The organism is Pseudomonas sp. A1230 (assembly GCF_044218825.1).
GTDB classification, from domain to species: Bacteria; Pseudomonadota; Gammaproteobacteria; order Pseudomonadales; family Pseudomonadaceae; genus Aquipseudomonas; species Aquipseudomonas iridis.
Genome location: NZ_CP162582.1, coordinates 1,830,320 through 1,845,559 on the forward strand (window position 1 = coordinate 1,830,320; position 15,240 = coordinate 1,845,559).

Genomic DNA, 15,240 nt, shown 5'->3' on the forward strand with positions numbered 1-15,240 from the left:
CGAGTGATAAGTCAGACGAAAACAATCTCATACGGCAATCGCATCCGCTCAAGAATCACCGGCGGCAGCATCGGTGCGATGCCGAGTGCCGGTTCGCCCTTGAGCTGGCTGGCATAAGCGTGGGTGGCGTGGCTTTTGCGGGCGACCGTCCAGGTGTCGAGGCGCAGTTTTCTCGCTCGCTGCCAGGGGATCAATTGCTGGTCGCGCTCTGGCCAATGCCATGCCCAGACGGGTACGTCGTGGAAAGTCGCCCCGGCCAGTTCTGCGGCTTCGGCGGCGGCGCGACCGACTGCCTCATGGTCATTGTTGCCGTCGCCGCGCCAAGTGCTGAACACCACATCGCCGTGCCGCAGGTAACGGCCGATGAACTCGGTCAACTGGCTGTGCTGATCGCTCAGGGCGTTGTCGGTGAAGCCACCGCGCACCCATTTCAGGCTGTGCATCGGCAAGCCGAGGCGGCGCAGGGCTTCGACGCTTTCCTGCGGGCGGAATACGCTCAGGCGTTTTTCCGACCATTGTCGCGAACCGGGATGGCTGGCGCTGCCATCGGTGATGGAGAGCAATTGCAGTGGATGGCCCAGGCTTGAGAGTAATTGCAGCAGGCCGCCGCAGGTCACGACTTCGTCGCCGGGATGCGGCGCAATGATCACCGCGCGTGCGCCGGTGGGCACCAGGCTGCGGGTGTTGATGACGGGAATGTTGTCGAGTTGCGCCGCGCTATTCCAGATTTGCGCCGACGAAGGACCTTCAGTTAGCGATAACGGTTTCATGGGTGTGACGTCCTTGTTTGTCTCGCCCTCGATCGCGCTCACCGTCATGAAATCCGACGTGGTCGACCCCTGAAGGCTGGTTGATTGCCTGGCAGCGCTCCGAATCCTGGATTGCCGCGCACAGGAGTATTGCCCATGAATTCAGATTCGTCGCGTCACAGATCAATCTGATCCGGTTTTTTTGCGTCCAACTGTGCCAGATGACGCAGATAGTCGCCAAAGCCGCCGCGGGCCCGACTGTCCAGGCGAGCGCTGGTGTGAACCTGCGGGCGATGACTCCAGGCGATGTTGGCACCGACCAGTTCCAGCTCCCGGACCAGTTGCACATCTTCGTCGCACGCCAGCGGTTTAAAGCCTCCGGCCCATCGATAGGCGTCAGCGCTGATGCCCAGATTGGCGCCGTGGATATGCCGATGACCATCGCACGCCCGATAGTTTCGGTGATAGTGGATTTGCGCCGCTTCATCGAACGACTCATGCCAGCGCTCAACGGTGACCGTGCCGCACACCGCGTCCGCGCCCAGCCCGAGTTGAGCCACCAGCCAGTCATCGGCGACCCGGCTGTCAGCATCCGAGCAGGAGATCCAGCGCGCGCCGCGCTCCAGTAACAGTTGGGCTCCGGCGGCGCGGGCCTGGCCGACGTTGCGGGCCTCGATGTGCAGACTCTGCACTGGATAGCGGCTGACGATTTGCGCCGAGCGATCAGTGCAGCTGTCGAGCACCACCAGCACTTCGACTCGCTCACCAGCGAGCAAACCGTGCTGGCTGGCGCGTATGGCCGCACTCAGGCATTCGTCGAGCAGGTCTTCTTCGTTGTGCGCCGGGATCAGAATGCCAATCATCGCAAGCCCTCCAATGCCGCCACCGAGCGCGGTTCGCGGCTCCACACCTCGAGAATGAAGTCCGACTCCTGGTGCAGCGCCACACGCGGCAGCCGCAATTGTTCGTGAATCAGATCGTGAACCTGCCGTGCGTTCAGCGGGCAGCCTTCAATGGGCGGGCGCCAGTGACAGGCCAGCAATTGCCCGTCGGCCGTCAGTGAATCGCTGATCCGACGGATCACTTCTGTCAGATCCTTGCCATCGAGGTAGTAGCCGATTTCGCTAAATACAATCAGGTCGAATTTTTCCTCCGGCCAGTCGCCGGGCAAGCGGCTCTGGCGGACTTCGGCGTGATCAAACAAGCCCAACCGGGTTCGCGCCAGTTTCACCGCAGCACTTGCCGTGTCACAGCACAACAGTCGGTCACAACGGCTGGCCAGTTCTGCGCTCAACTCGCCATTGGCACAGCCCGGTTCGAAAATCGCCCGATAGTGCGCTCGAGGCAACGCCGCGAGGGTAATCGCGCGTTTGCGCTGTTCGTACCAGCGTTCGCGGAAAGCCCAAGGGTCATCGTTATCTGCGAACAGGCCTTCGAAATATCGATCCTCGACGCTCATAAAAACACCACTTCGAAGGGTTGGAGTAGACGCTCGAGAATATGCGGCGCCAGGACCGGGGCGAGTCCGGCGGCGGGATCACCTTCCAGTTGACTGGCAAAGGCGTGCACTGCGTGGCGTTTGCGTGCGACTTGTTCAGGCGTCAGCAGAATCTTGCGTGCTCGTTGCCACGGCACGACCGCGTCTTCGGGGGTTGCCCAGTGCCACGTCCACACGGGCAGTTCGTGGCAGCTTGCCCCGACCTTGCGCGCAGCGTCGGCACTGGCGCGGCCGACGGCTTCGTGGTCGCAATGGCCGTCTTCACGCCAAGTGGTAAACACCACATCGCCGGGACGTAGATAGCGCTCGATAAAGTCGCTCAATGCAGACTCCTGAGCGGCCACCTGGGTGTCGGCGAAACCACCGCGCAGCCATTTCAGTTGATGCATCGGCATGCCGAGCCGGCGCAAGGCTTCGGCGGACTCTTGCGGACGAATCACGCTCAAACGCTCCACCGGCCAGCGCTCCGAGCCGGGGTGACTGGCGCAGCCGTCGGTGACCGAGATCAGTTGCACTGGACGGTCGGCGGCGGCAAGCAGTTGCAACATGCCGCCGCAGCCCAGCACTTCATCGTCCGGGTGCGGTGCAATGATCACCGCCCGGGCGCCCGCAGGCACAAGCTCGAGGATATCGATGCTGTCCAGTTCCGCCAGATGCCGCGAGTTTTGCCATTGCTGCAGGGACGTGCCGTGACCCACGATCGGATTGTCTTTCTGCGCGGCGTTCATAGCGTCCAGGCCTCAGCAGATTGTGCGGCAACTATTTGGCCGAGGGCGGCGAGGTCGCGTTCGGCGTGGCTTTGTCGCAGGAACACGGGCAAGTCTGCGATGAGGCGGGCGAAATGCCGATCCTTGCAATACGGCCCGGCGCCCAGCGCGCGGCCAGCTTCGCGAATCACCTGCTCAGCCGACTGTTCGACCACGGCGCGGGCGCGACGGGCGAGGAGTTCGGCGTTCTCTTGCGGATGCGCATCGATGTGCAAGGCGCTGAAACGCAACACATCGGCAGCCGCCTGCAACGCCGTATCGACCGCGCCGAGGTGGGCGAGGGCGTGTGGTTCCTGTCGCTGTGTGCACTGTTGGCGCAACACTTCGGCAATCTGCCGTGCCGCGCCATACCAGCAGGCGGCGATGCCGATCCCGCCCTGCCAAAACCCTGGGCGCTGCAGGTAATCGCCGGGATTGCCAATGGCCTGGGCTTCGGCGCCGTCGAACAAGACCTCGACGCTACCGGTGGCGCCCATGCCAACCGCTTGCCAGCCCTGATCGGTGACGGTCACGCCCGGTTGATCGAGTGCGACCGCAACCAGTTGCTGTTGATCATCGGCGTCCCACGCAGTAAGCAGCGCATGGCTGAGAACGGCGGCGCCAGAACACCAGGCCTTGCGTCCATGCAACGTGACCAAGTGCCCGGCGGGTCTCACTTGCACCCGCGCCTGCGGCGGTTCTGCCGCCCACATGCCCCACGTGCTGCCCGGCGTTGGCGAACCGCCCAGTTGCTCAATGATAGCCAGCGCGTCGGTGTGGCCTTCATAGAGTTTGCACAGCCCCAGATCGTGGCCGCTGACAGTGGCCAGATGCTGCCACCGCTGCAGCGTGTGACCGCTGCCCGGTAGCGGCAAGCGGTCGAGCCCTGCCTCGACCATCGCCCGCAAGCAACCACCCAGCGCTACGGTATCGCTGTAGTCCGGGGGGCGGCGGGCGAGATAGTTTTGCAAGTCCATATCAATCTTCTTCATCACGTTGCAGTTCAAACAGCAGCAGCGAACGCCCGGTGACCGAGTACTCGTGGCCGAAGTCGAATCGTTCCTGACCACGGATCGACGGCTGATTGGTGTCGATCATGCACGTCCAGAAACTGCCCTCAGGCACTTCCGGCAAGGTGAAGTTGACGACGTCGTGGTGGGCGTTGACCACCAGCAGCAGGGTCGCATCGGCGCCCTTGCGGCGGATGCCGGTTTCCTGCGCGCGGCCATCGAGCAGCATGCCCAGGCAACGGTTATTGGCGTCGTGCCAATGTTCGGTGGTCATCTCGGTGGCATCGGGTGCCAGCCAGGTCACGTCCTTGACGCCGATGTCTTCGTTGTATTCGCCAACCAGGAAACGGCCACGGCGCAGGATCGGGTAAGCAAGGCGCAACTTGATCAGACGTTTGACGAATTTCAGCAGGGCTTTGCCGTCCTCGCTCAGGTCCCAATTGACCCAGCCGATTTCACTGTCCTGGCAATATGCGTTGTTGTTGCCGTCTTGAGTCCGCGCGAATTCGTCACCGGCGACGATCATCGGGGTGCCTTGGGACAGCAGCAGGGTGGCGAAGAAGTTGCGCATCTGCCGATGGCGCAGGGCATTGATCTCGGGATCGTCGGTCGGGCCTTCGACGCCATGGTTCCACGACAGGTTGTTGTTGCTGCCGTCCTGATTGTTCTCGTCGTTGGCCTCGTTGTGCTTGTCGTTGTACGACACCAGATCATTGAGAGTGAAGCCGTCGTGGGCGGTGATGAAGTTCACCGACGAATACGGCCGCCGTCCACGCTGGTTGAACATCTCGCCGGATGCGGTCATGCGGGCGGCGAAGTCGGCTACCTGGCCGTCGTCACCTTTCCAGAACGCACGCACGGTGTCGCGGAACTTGTCGTTCCACTCGACCCAGCCCGGCGGGAAGTTACCGACCTGATAACCACCCGGGCCGCAGTCCCAAGGTTCGGCGATCATTTTCACCTGACGCAGCACAGGGTCCTGACGGCAGGCCACGAGGAAGCTGTGACGCTCGTCAAACCCGTCGTGATAGCGACCGAGAATGGTCGCCAGGTCGAAGCGGAAACCGTCGACATGCATCTCACTGGCCCAGTAACGCAGCGAGTCAGTGACCATTTGCAGCACGCAAGGGTGACTCAGGTCCAGGGTGTTGCCGGTGCCGGAATCGTTGATGTAATAGCGTTTGTCATCCGGCATCAGGCGGTAGTACGACGCGTTGTCGATACCGCGCATCGACAGGGTCGGGCCTTGCTCGTTGCCCTCGGCGGTGTGGTTGTAGACCACATCGAGGATGACTTCGAGGTTGGCTTCGTGCAGGTGCGCGACCATCTCCTTGAACTCGGCGATCTTGCCGCTGGCCAGATAACGCGGGTCCGGGGCGAAGAACGCGATGCTGTTGTAACCCCAGTAATTGGTCATGCCCTTGTGCAGCAGATGCTGGTCGTTGACGAAAGCGTGGATCGGCAGCAACTCCACCGACGACACCCCGACGCTGCGAATGTGCTTGAGCACATCGTCATTCATCAAACCGGCGAAGGTGCCGCGCACGTTTTCCGGCACCGATGGGTGCCGCATGCTGATGCCGCGCACATGGGTCTCATAGATGATGGTTTTGTCCCACGGCACGCTGACGCGCTGATCGTTGCCCCAGGTGTGCGCCGGATCGATGACCTTGCACTTGGGTACAAATGGCGCACTGTCGCGTTCGTCGAAACTGAGGTCGGCGTCAGGGTGGCCGATGGTGTAGCCGAACAGCGCTTCCGACCATTTGAGTTCGCCAACCAATTGTTTGGCGTAGGGGTCGATCAGCAGTTTGTTGTGGTTGAAGCGGTGGCCGTTGGCGGGGTCATACGCGCCATAAACGCGGTAGCCGTAGATCATCCCCGGGTGCGCGTCGGGCAGGTAGCCGTGATAGATCTCGTCGGTGTATTCCGGGAGTTCGATGCGTTCGAGTTCGACTTCGCCGGCATCATCGAAGATGCACAGTTCAACCTTGGTGGCGTTGGCGGAGAACAGGGCAAAGTTCACCCCCAAGCCATCCCAGGTCGCGCCGAGCGGGAAGGGCAGACCCTCACGAATTCTCGATGGCTCGGCGTGTGTGGCGGGCTCGGCTTTATTTGGACGGGTCATGATTGCTCCTGCAAAATTCGGGTAGTTCGTTTTACACAAGCCCCTGTGGGAGCGAGCCTGCTCGCGAAGGCGGTGGGTCAGCTAACAGCGATGTCGGATGTACCGACGTCTTCGCGAGCAGGCTCGCTCCCACAGGTGTTTGTGTGCTTTTTTCAGGGCGAGTGAGCCCTCGGTGGCGAGCACGCTCGCCACACAGTCGTTCAGTTCAATACTCGGAAGAGCGTCAGTTCGCCGGGGGCTTGCGTGCGGCTCGCGGTTTTTTCTCGGCGGCTTTTTCGCCCGGCGGGATCACCGAGGCAGCGCTTGCAGGCTTGGCCTTGGACGCCGCTTTAGGTTTTGCCGCTGCGGTTTTGCTGTCTGCTGTCTTGGTGGTTACAGACTTGCCAGCGGTTTTACTGCCGGCAGCCTTGGGCGATTTTTTCGGCGCCAGTGCTTCGGCCTCGGCCAGTTTGCGTGCCATCTCCCAGTGGCGTTCTTCCTGGCCTTGCGGCTGACCTTCAGATTCCCAGATCTGATAGGCGAACTCGCGAATGCGTTTATCGTCGGTGCTCATCGCAATACTCCTGAACTGAACTCACGCTTAGGTTAAGTGTTGGATATAGAGATTGACCGGGACATCCCCCAGCGCGTCGCTGACTTTCAACTCCCTGTTTTTTGTGACTGCGCGGGTTGCAAAAAGTCCCTTCAGGTTTGTGTCAGAGGCGGCGAACGGTAAAACCACTCGCGTATCGCCCCAGCGCAGCGCATCGACCTGCGGTACAGCACTGTTTTCCAGCAAGCTCGCGCAGCGAATCGGCACGATGACGATAGCTTGCAGCCCTGCATGTTCGCGGACAAAGGCGAGCACGTTGTGCGCCTGGCTGCCCAGCACCTCAAGGGCCTGATACGAGCCGCGGCGGAACAACTCGGCATGCTCGACGCGCAGGTTCAGTACCTGAGCAATCAAGGCCTGCTTGATGCGCCCGTCACGCCAATCGTGCAGCAACTCCCCGACCGGTAACGCTGCTTCCAGGGCGTGCTCGCGAGCGGCGTAATCCACCGGCCGACGATTGTCCGGATCGACCAGGCTGAAGTCCCAGAACTCGTTGCCCTGATACAAATCCGGTACACCCGGCACGGTCATGCGCAGCAAAGTCTGCGCCAAGCCATTGAGCGCGCCGGCGGCGGCGATGCTGTTGACGGTCTTGTGCAGGGCCGCGCGCAGCAGTTCGCCTTCTTCGCCGGTGAGCAGTTTTTCGGTGAACGACTGCGCGGCGTTTTCATAGGCTTCATTGGGAGCGCTCCAACTGCTTTGCAGCTTGGCTTCGCGCAACGCTTTCTGCTGCCATTGCCAGATGCGTTTGGCGTAGTCAGCCAATCCGGCCTGATCGCCATCGTGCAGATCCAGCGGCCAACTGCCGAGCAGGGCTTGATAGAGAATCAGCTCATCGCCGGTCGACGGCATTTGATCGTCACTGCGCACCGGGCGGGCGAGGGCGCGCCACAGTTCGATCTGTTCGGCGTACCAGTGGCTGCGCTCGCTGAGAACAGCGAGGCGCGCGCGGGTGTCTTCGCCGCGTTTGTGATCGTGGGTGGCGGTGGCCAGCAGGTTGTCGGGGAACTGCTCCAGACGCTGCTGATTGATCTCGTGGAAATCGCTGACCGGTGCGCTGAACTGTTCGGTGTTGTAGCCGACGTCATTGCGCGACAACAACACGGCCGAACGATACAGCGCCGTGTCTTCCACGGCTTTGGCGGCTGCCGGTGAAGTCAGTTGCTGGAAGCGTACGCAAGCGTGCTTGAGGATCTTGCGTGAACGCCCGCGCGGCTTCTGCCGCCACGGCGTGCCACCGAGCCAGGCCGCGACGCAGTCGAGCACCGGCCAGTCGCCTTCGCCGAGGATCTGCCGCGCACCGTCCATGGCCTGCTGGAAAAACACCTCATCCTGAGCGGAGCGGCCCATCGCGCTGATGTAGGTGCGATAGACCGGGAAGTGCACGATCAACGCCTGCAAGACCCGGCGGATCGAGCCGAGGGTCAGGTCGCGGGTCATCAAGTCATCGCGGGCCACTTGCAGTAACGCCTGCGCGACACTTTCGCAATCGCTGGCCAGCGAGCCGTTGAGGATCTGCTGACGCGCCAGTTGCGCCTCTTCGATGAACGCGGCAGGGCGTTCGGTGCGGCGTTGCCACAAGTCGCCCAGCACGTGTTCACCGTCGGGATCGTGTTGCAGCAGCGACAGTTGATTCATGAACTCGTAACCGGTGGTGCCATCCACCGCCCAGTCGCGCCGCGGGGTTTCGCCGGCACCGAGGATCTTCTCGATGTAGATCGGTAAGTGACGCCCCGGCGCGAGCAGATCGACACGGCGGCGCAGTTTGCGGCAATAACCACGCGGGTCGGCGAGGCCGTCGATATGGTCGATGCGCAGGCCATCCACCAAACCTTCGGCGATCAACTGGAAGATTTTGCCGTGAGTCGCTTCGAAGACCGCCGGACGCTCGACGCGCAAGCCGCCCAGTTCGTTGATGTCGAAGAAGCGCCGCCAGTTGATGTCATCCGCCGCCGTGCGCCAACTGGCCAGGCGATAACTCTGGCGTTCCAACAACTGATGCAGCTTTTGGAAACCTTCCTCGGTGGTGGAGTCGTAATGCGCCAGATTGCTGTGAATGGCTGCGAGAATCTGCGGCTCGCTTGCCAATTGCCGAAGCTCTTCTTTCAGAGGAATGGCCAGCGAATGAGCATCGGTCTGGTAGCTGAGCGAGCTGAAACGGTCGGCCAAGGATTTCAGCGCTTCTTCGGATGTGAGCAGCTCGCCGTAATCGTTCGGGCAGATCGGGAAATGATGCTCATAGTGCTCGACATAAAAGCCGCCGGTTTGCGCATTGAACTGCAGCTTGAGCGTGCCCTCTTGCAGCGCGACACCGTAATCACTGCCCAGAAACGGCAACAGCAACTGGCCTTCCATCAAAGGGTCCGGCGAGTGCCACTGAATGTCGAAGAATTCGCCGTAAGGGCTCAGACGGCCCCACTCCAGCAAGTCCAGCCACCACGGATTGTCGTTGCCGCCGACCGCCATGTGGTTGGAGACGATGTCGAGGATCAGCCCCATGCCGTGTTCGCGCAGGGTACTGACCAAGCGGCGCAGCGCAGGCTCGCCACCTAGTTCCGGATTGACTTGTGTCGGGTCGACCACGTCATAGCCGTGCATCGAACCGGCCCGCGCAGCGAGCAGTGGCGAGGCATAAATGTGGCTGATGCCGAGGCGGGCAAAGTACGGCACCAGTGGCACGGCTTGTTCGAGGGTGAAGCCTTTATGAAATTGCAGTCGCAGGGTGGCGCGCAACGGTTGTATGTTCGCTTGGCTCATTGGTCACGCTCGGCAGCTTGCAGGCGCGCACACGCCAAGAGTTCCAGACGCCGTGCGGCATCCGCACCGTCAAGCAATGCTTCGCTGTTGCCGGGCAATCGCCGCGACCAGTTCGGGTGCGTGTCAATGGTGCCCGGCAGGTTGGCTTGTTCGTCGATGCCTAGCGCATCTTCAAGCGGCAGCAACACCAGCGGTGCGCGGGTATGGCCCAGGTAACGCACAGCGGCGTCGACGATTTGATCTGCTTCGTGGGATTCTTCGCGAAAATTCTGCGGGTCCTGACTCAAGGCACCGCGCAAGCCTTCACGCTCACGCTGGCGGTAGCGACGCCATTCGATTTCGCCATTGGCATCGACAAAACCCAAGCGGGCGTTCCAGTCGATATCGCGGCCATGCCACCAGCCGTTGAGCGTCGGCAGGTCATGGGTGCTGGTAGTCGCCAGTGCGTTGTCAGGCCAGTCGAGAATCGGTTTGAAATGGGTGTTGTTCTGTTCGAACAACAGCACGCGCATGCCAAGTATGGAGCGGGCGATGAGTTTTTCCTGCAGGCCGTCGGGCACGGTACCGAGGTCTTCACCGAGCACGATGGCTTGATGGCGGTGCGACTCAAGGGTGAGCAAACGCAGCAAATCATCCACCGGGTAATACAGGTACGCACCGTCGGCCGGCGCCGATCCATTGGGAATCACCCACAACCGCTGCAGGCCCATGACATGGTCGATGCGCAGGCCGCCGGCATGGGCGAAGTTGGCACGGAGCATTTCGATGAATGCACGAAAGCCATTGCGGATCAGACCTTCGGGAGAAAATGCGGAAATCCCCCAACCCTGACCGGAACGATTGAGGATGTCGGGCGGCGCGCCAACGGTCAGCGAGGCGAGCAGCTCATCTTGAAAACTCCAGGCCTGACTGCCACCGCCATCGGCACCGACCGCCAGGTCGGCGATCAGTCCAATCCCCATGCCAGCACTGCGTGCCGCGGTTTGGGCGCGTTCCAGGCAGCGGTGGATCAGCCATTGGCAAAAGGCGAAGTAACCGATGCGCTCGGCATACTCTTCGGCGAATGCGCCGAGGGCAGCGCCACGCGGGTCGTGCCAGTGCTCGGGCCATTCGCGCCAGTCAAGGCTCTCGCCACGGGCGGCGCGCATTTCCTGAATGGCTTCAAAGCGGCAGTGGTTTTCCAGCGCATCACCACCGGCGTGACGGAAACTGGCGAAGTCGGGGTGCAACGGATGATCGCCAGCGACAAAGCCTTCATACAAGGCGTGCAGCAGTTTTTGTTTGGCGTCGGCGGCGGTCGGCCAATCGACCAGTTTCAGGTCTTCGAGTTGCGCGAACTGCGCCGCCAGGCCTGCGCTGTCGATAGCATCGCGCAGGGCGCGTTCGCCGAGAATCGCGCCGGGGGCGGCATACAGGGAATTCAGAAACAAGCGACTGGACGGCGAATAAGGGCTGTATCGCCCGGTGTCGGCGCTGAACATCGCGTGCATCGGGCTGATCGCCAATGCATCGGCACCGCGCTCGCCGGCGACCCTGGCCAGTTCTTCCAGGGCCTGAGTATCACCGAAACCGCCGTCGCCAGCCCGACGCAGGCCATATAACTGCACGCTCAGACCCCAGGCGCGGGGGAGCGGGTTGTCGACCGCATCGCCGACACTGAAGCAGCGTTCCGGCGCCACGGCCAGCGTGAAGTACTGATCGTCAATGTGCACTTGCTGATAGCCGACCGGGACCACGCCAGGCAGCATGGCTTCGGAATCGAGTTTCAGGTTCATCCGCGAACCGTCTTCAAGGTGGATTTCACACGGCGTCTCGGGCTTGAAAAAGCGTGCCAGGTCAACGCTGACGCCCACGTCACTGGTCAGCAGCGGGGGCAGATGGCGGTCTTGCTGGACTTTTTGCAATTCAAGCAGGCTGGCATCGATTTCCAGCGCCGTGCTGGCGGGGTGGCCGAGGCCGATCAGAACATTGCGCAGCACCGCCGGGGCGACTTTTTGTGGCCGCCCGTTGGCGTCAATCCAGTCGACGGCAAGGCCGGCTCGGCTGGCAAGAATTTCCAGTTGCGCATCGCTCATAGGCGCTCTCCATTCAGAGGTTGCAAGGGGGTTGCGGCCGTGAGGCTGACGAGCGCGCAATACGGTGGCAGCAGGCCTTCATCCGACACTTCGACGGCGGGCGGCTTTTGAAACAGCCACACCGCGCCGGTACGTGGAGGGTTGACCACTGCGGTATCGCTGAGGTTCAGGTCGATTCGCAGCTCACTGCCATCGCCCAGGCGCCAGCGCGCACTGACGGCCGCATAACCGAGCATTTGCGCGCCAAGGGCTTGTGTGCCACTGAGGTGCGGAATGATGTGCTGATGGCGCAATTGCAGAAGTTGCCGGTACAGCGCGAGGGTTTCCTGCTGTTGCGCGGTGCCGCCGTCTATCAGCTGTGGCTGCGAGGCGTGGAAGGTTTGCTCGGCATTGGGATCGGGAATCTGCTCGCGTTTATGCGGATCGGCGAAGGCGCTGAACGCGGCGAATTCATTGCGCCGGCCCTCGCGCACCAGCTCCGCCAGTTCGCCATGATGGCTGGTGAAAAACAGGAACGGCTGTTCGGCGGCGAACTCGTCGCCCATGAACATCAGCGGAATCATCGGCGACAACAGCAGCAACACGGTCGCGGCCTGCAAGGCTCGGGGATCGGCCAGTTGATGCAGGCGTTCGCCAAAGGCACGGTTGCCGATCTGGTCATGGTTCTGCAAGAACAGCACGAAAGCGGTGGACGGAAGATGTTCGCTCGGTTCACCCCGAGGCTCGCCATGGCGGGTGATGTGGCCCTGAAACACGAAGCCTTGGCTCAGGCAGCGCACAAGTTGCTCGGTCGGCTGCAGCGCGTAATCGGCGTAATACGCATCGGTTTCGCCGGTCAGCAGCACGTGCAGGGCGTTATGCCCATCATCGTTCCACTGCGCGTCGTAGTCCTCTTCGAGCAGGCTCGACTGGTTGAATTCGTTCTCCACGGTCAGCCAGACGTGTCGGGAAGGATCAACCTGCTGGCGGATGCGTCGCGCCAGTTCGCGCAGGAATTGCGGGTCTTCAATGGCATGCACCGCGTCCAGGCGTAACCCGTCGAAGCGGTATTCCAGCAGCCACATCAAAGCGTTTTCGATGAAAAAATCACGGATTTCCAGGCGGCGGAAATCGATCCCGGCGCCCCAAGGCGTGTGCTTGTCCTCGCGGAAAAAGCCTTTGGCATAGCGGTTGAGATAATTGCCGTCGGGTCCGAAGTGGTTGTAGACCACGTCGAGAATCACCGCCAGACCATGGCCGTGAGCGGTATCGATCAGGTGTTTGAGCTGTTCGGGCGTGCCGTAGGACGCTTGCGGTGCGTAGTGCAAGACGCCGTCGTAGCCCCAATTGCGATCGCCGGGATACTGCGCAATCGGCATCAGCTCGATAGCAGTAATGCCCATTTCGGCCAGTCGCGCGAGATGCGTTTCAACCGCCGCAAAGCCGCCGAGCGCGCCAACGTGCAGTTCGTAAATCACCGCCTCGTGCCACGGGCGACCGTGCCAGGCGAGGTGTTGCCATTGATAGGCGAGAGGGTCGACCACCACACTGTGGCGATCGATGTCACCGTCCTGAGCCCTGGAGGCCGGGTCGGGCACCTCCAGTTCGCCATCAATGTTGTAACGGTAGCGAGTGCCCGCCGGACAGCGGGTCTTGACCACAAACCAGCCGTCTGCCTGAGGCAGCATCGGCAGCGACTCTCCATTGTCCAGTTCTACACTGACGTAAAACGCGTCAGGTGCCCACAGCGCAAATTGTGTGTGTTCGGCGTCCAGCTTGATCGCGCCGTGGGGCCAGTTCTCTTGGGTCCGTAACGGCATCGTTAAAAAACTCCCTGCTTATTTGTGGTGAGCCTTACCCAGTGCCTTGGCGACCAGTTTTTCGTAAAGTTCAGCGTACGGTTCGACCGCTTTGCACCAGTTGAACGGCGCAGCCATGGCGCGGCAACGCATGGCGTTGAGCAGTTCAGGGAAAGCGAAAACCTTGAACGCGCGGCTCAGCGCTTCGCGATAGCTTTCAGGCGTGGATTCGTCGAAAAGGAACCCGGTCATGCCATTTTCAATGGTGTCGGCCAGACCCCCGGTATTGCGCGCCACGGGCAGCGAACCAAAGCGTTGCGCATACATCTGGCTCAGTCCACAAGGCTCATAACGCGAAGGCATCAACAGGAAGTCGCTGCCGGCAAACATGCGGCGTGCGTCAGTTTCGTTGAAGCCGATGCGCACACCGATCTGGCCGGGGAAGCGCAACGCCAGTTCACGCATGGCCTGTTCTTCTTCCGGCTCGCCACGTCCGATGATTGCGATCTGCCCACCGTTCTGCACGATGTACTCGGAGACAGCCTCGGTCAGGTCCAGGCCTTTCTGATAAACAAGGCGCGACACCACAGCGAACAGCGGGCCAGTGGAATCTTTCAGGCCAAACAATTGGCGAACGTGCGCGGCGTTGACCGCTTTGCCTTCCCAGTCGCCGATGGCAAACGGCGCGAACAGGTGCGGGTCGGTTGCGGCATCCCAGCTTTCATCGATGCCGTTGGGAATGCCACTGAGCAAACCTTGCTGGGTTTTGGCGGCGAGAAAACCGTCGAGACCGCAGCCGAAATCCGGGGTAGTGATTTCCTGCGCGTAGGTCGCGCTGACCGTGGTGATGTGGCTCGAATAAGCCATGCCGGCCTTGAGGAACGACATCTTGCCGTAGAACTCCATGCCTTCCTGTTGCAGGGCATGGTTCGGGATGCCGAGTTCAGGGCACGAGCCCAGGCTGGTCACGCCTTGATAAGCCAGGTTGTGGATGGTGAACAGGGTTGGCGTACGCTGACCGCGCCAGTGCATGTAAGCAGGCGCCAGGCCAGCGGGCCAATCGTGGGCGTGCACCAGGTCCGGGCACCAGTGAATTTGCGCGAGGTTGGCGGCGATGTCGGCAGCGGCCAAGCCCAGACGTGCGAAGCGAATGTGGTTGTCTGGCCAGTCGCGGCCGTTGTTGGCGCCGTAGGGCGAGCCTTCACGCTCGTAGAGTTCAGGGCAGATCAACACGTAGATCACCAGCCCGTCGGGCATATCCATGCGTCCGATCTTGCACGGCGGCAGCGCTGCATGGCCGCCGAGTTCGCCGATGATGTGGATAGGGTTCTCGCTGTGCATCACCTGCGGGTAACCGGGGATTAACACCCGGACGTCGTGCAGATGCGCCATGGCGCGGGGCAGGGCGGCGGACACGTCACCCAGGCCGCCGGTCTTCACCAGATCGGCGATTTCCGAGGTCACGAACAATACTTTTTTCTTGTTGGGATTCTGACTGGCTACCGGTGTCAGTGTTTTGCTGCTCGGGACGTTGATCGACCGGCTGCCGGGAATGCTGACGGTGCTCGCTTCGCCTATCGACTGCTGAGCACGTTCTCCCTGAATGTCCAATGCCGCACTGATCATATGAATCTCCCGTGTTTTTGATCTGATTCTTGTCTCAAACAAACGATGTTCATGGCCAAATCCTGTGGCCGGGCGCAAACGCACCGCGCAGTGGGGAGCAAACGCTACCCAGCACGCGCAAAGCAGAATGGGTGGAGAGGCCATTGCAAGGATTGCACCACTCGCTTCAGCCCTACCTTTGAGATGACCCGCCGGGCTCCGCAAAAGTTTCGACTTTTTTTCGAGTTTGTGACCGACAGTTTTTACCCCGCGAAAATGAGTCTAGGCCAGATCCTAGAGCG

General features: G+C 61.4%; 11 protein-coding genes. All 11 read right to left on the bottom strand.

Annotated elements, in window-relative coordinates; translation table 11 throughout:
* Positions 1 to 11 precede the first annotated feature (11 nt).
* Complete coding sequence (locus AB4P97_RS08785) at positions 12 to 770, bottom strand: PIG-L deacetylase family protein (RefSeq protein WP_042559001.1); 759 nt, start codon at positions 768 to 770, stop codon at positions 12 to 14.
* Between the two features lie 155 nt (positions 771 to 925).
* Positions 926 to 1,612, bottom strand: coding sequence for a glycosyltransferase family 2 protein (locus AB4P97_RS08790; protein ID WP_042559002.1), 687 nt, complete (start codon positions 1,610 to 1,612; stop codon positions 926 to 928).
* Positions 1,609 to 2,208, bottom strand: coding sequence for an SAM-dependent methyltransferase (locus tag AB4P97_RS08795; protein ID WP_042559003.1), 600 nt, complete (start codon positions 2,206 to 2,208; stop codon positions 1,609 to 1,611). The genes AB4P97_RS08790 and AB4P97_RS08795 overlap by 4 nt, the downstream gene beginning before the upstream one ends.
* Positions 2,205 to 2,975 carry a PIG-L deacetylase family protein gene (locus tag AB4P97_RS08800; RefSeq protein WP_395602464.1) on the bottom strand — a complete coding sequence of 257 codons (771 nt, stop codon included), beginning with the start codon at positions 2,973 to 2,975 and terminating at the stop codon, positions 2,205 to 2,207. The genes AB4P97_RS08795 and AB4P97_RS08800 overlap by 4 nt, the downstream gene beginning before the upstream one ends.
* Positions 2,972 to 3,970 (bottom strand): acyl-CoA dehydrogenase, encoded by a 999-nt coding sequence (locus tag AB4P97_RS08805; RefSeq protein ID WP_395602465.1) that lies wholly within the window; start codon positions 3,968 to 3,970, stop codon positions 2,972 to 2,974. Before AB4P97_RS08805 ends, AB4P97_RS08800 begins: the two co-directional genes overlap by 4 nt.
* Position 3,971: 1 nt before the next feature.
* A complete protein-coding gene (gene glgX, locus AB4P97_RS08810; protein ID WP_042559006.1) occupies positions 3,972 to 6,131 on the bottom strand; it encodes a glycogen debranching protein GlgX in 2,160 nt (719 codons plus the stop codon).
* Between the two features lie 223 nt (positions 6,132 to 6,354).
* A complete protein-coding gene (locus tag AB4P97_RS08815) occupies positions 6,355 to 6,684 on the bottom strand; it encodes a DUF2934 domain-containing protein (RefSeq protein ID WP_395602466.1) in 330 nt (109 codons plus the stop codon).
* 27 nt (positions 6,685 to 6,711) lie between these two features.
* Complete coding sequence (locus tag AB4P97_RS08820; RefSeq protein WP_395602467.1) at positions 6,712 to 9,480, bottom strand: malto-oligosyltrehalose synthase; 2,769 nt, start codon at positions 9,478 to 9,480, stop codon at positions 6,712 to 6,714.
* Positions 9,477 to 11,555, bottom strand: coding sequence for a 4-alpha-glucanotransferase (gene malQ, locus AB4P97_RS08825; protein WP_047300953.1), 2,079 nt, complete (start codon positions 11,553 to 11,555; stop codon positions 9,477 to 9,479). Before malQ ends, AB4P97_RS08820 begins: the two co-directional genes overlap by 4 nt.
* Positions 11,552 to 13,354 (bottom strand): malto-oligosyltrehalose trehalohydrolase, encoded by a 1,803-nt coding sequence (treZ, locus tag AB4P97_RS08830; protein ID WP_115148060.1) that lies wholly within the window; start codon positions 13,352 to 13,354, stop codon positions 11,552 to 11,554. The genes malQ and treZ overlap by 4 nt, the downstream gene beginning before the upstream one ends.
* A gap of 18 nt (positions 13,355 to 13,372) precedes the next feature.
* Positions 13,373 to 14,959: a glycogen synthase GlgA gene (gene glgA / locus AB4P97_RS08835; protein ID WP_042559011.1), complete on the bottom strand. Its 1,587-nt coding sequence runs from the start codon at positions 14,957 to 14,959 to the stop codon at positions 13,373 to 13,375.
* Positions 14,960 to 15,240 lie beyond the last annotated feature (281 nt).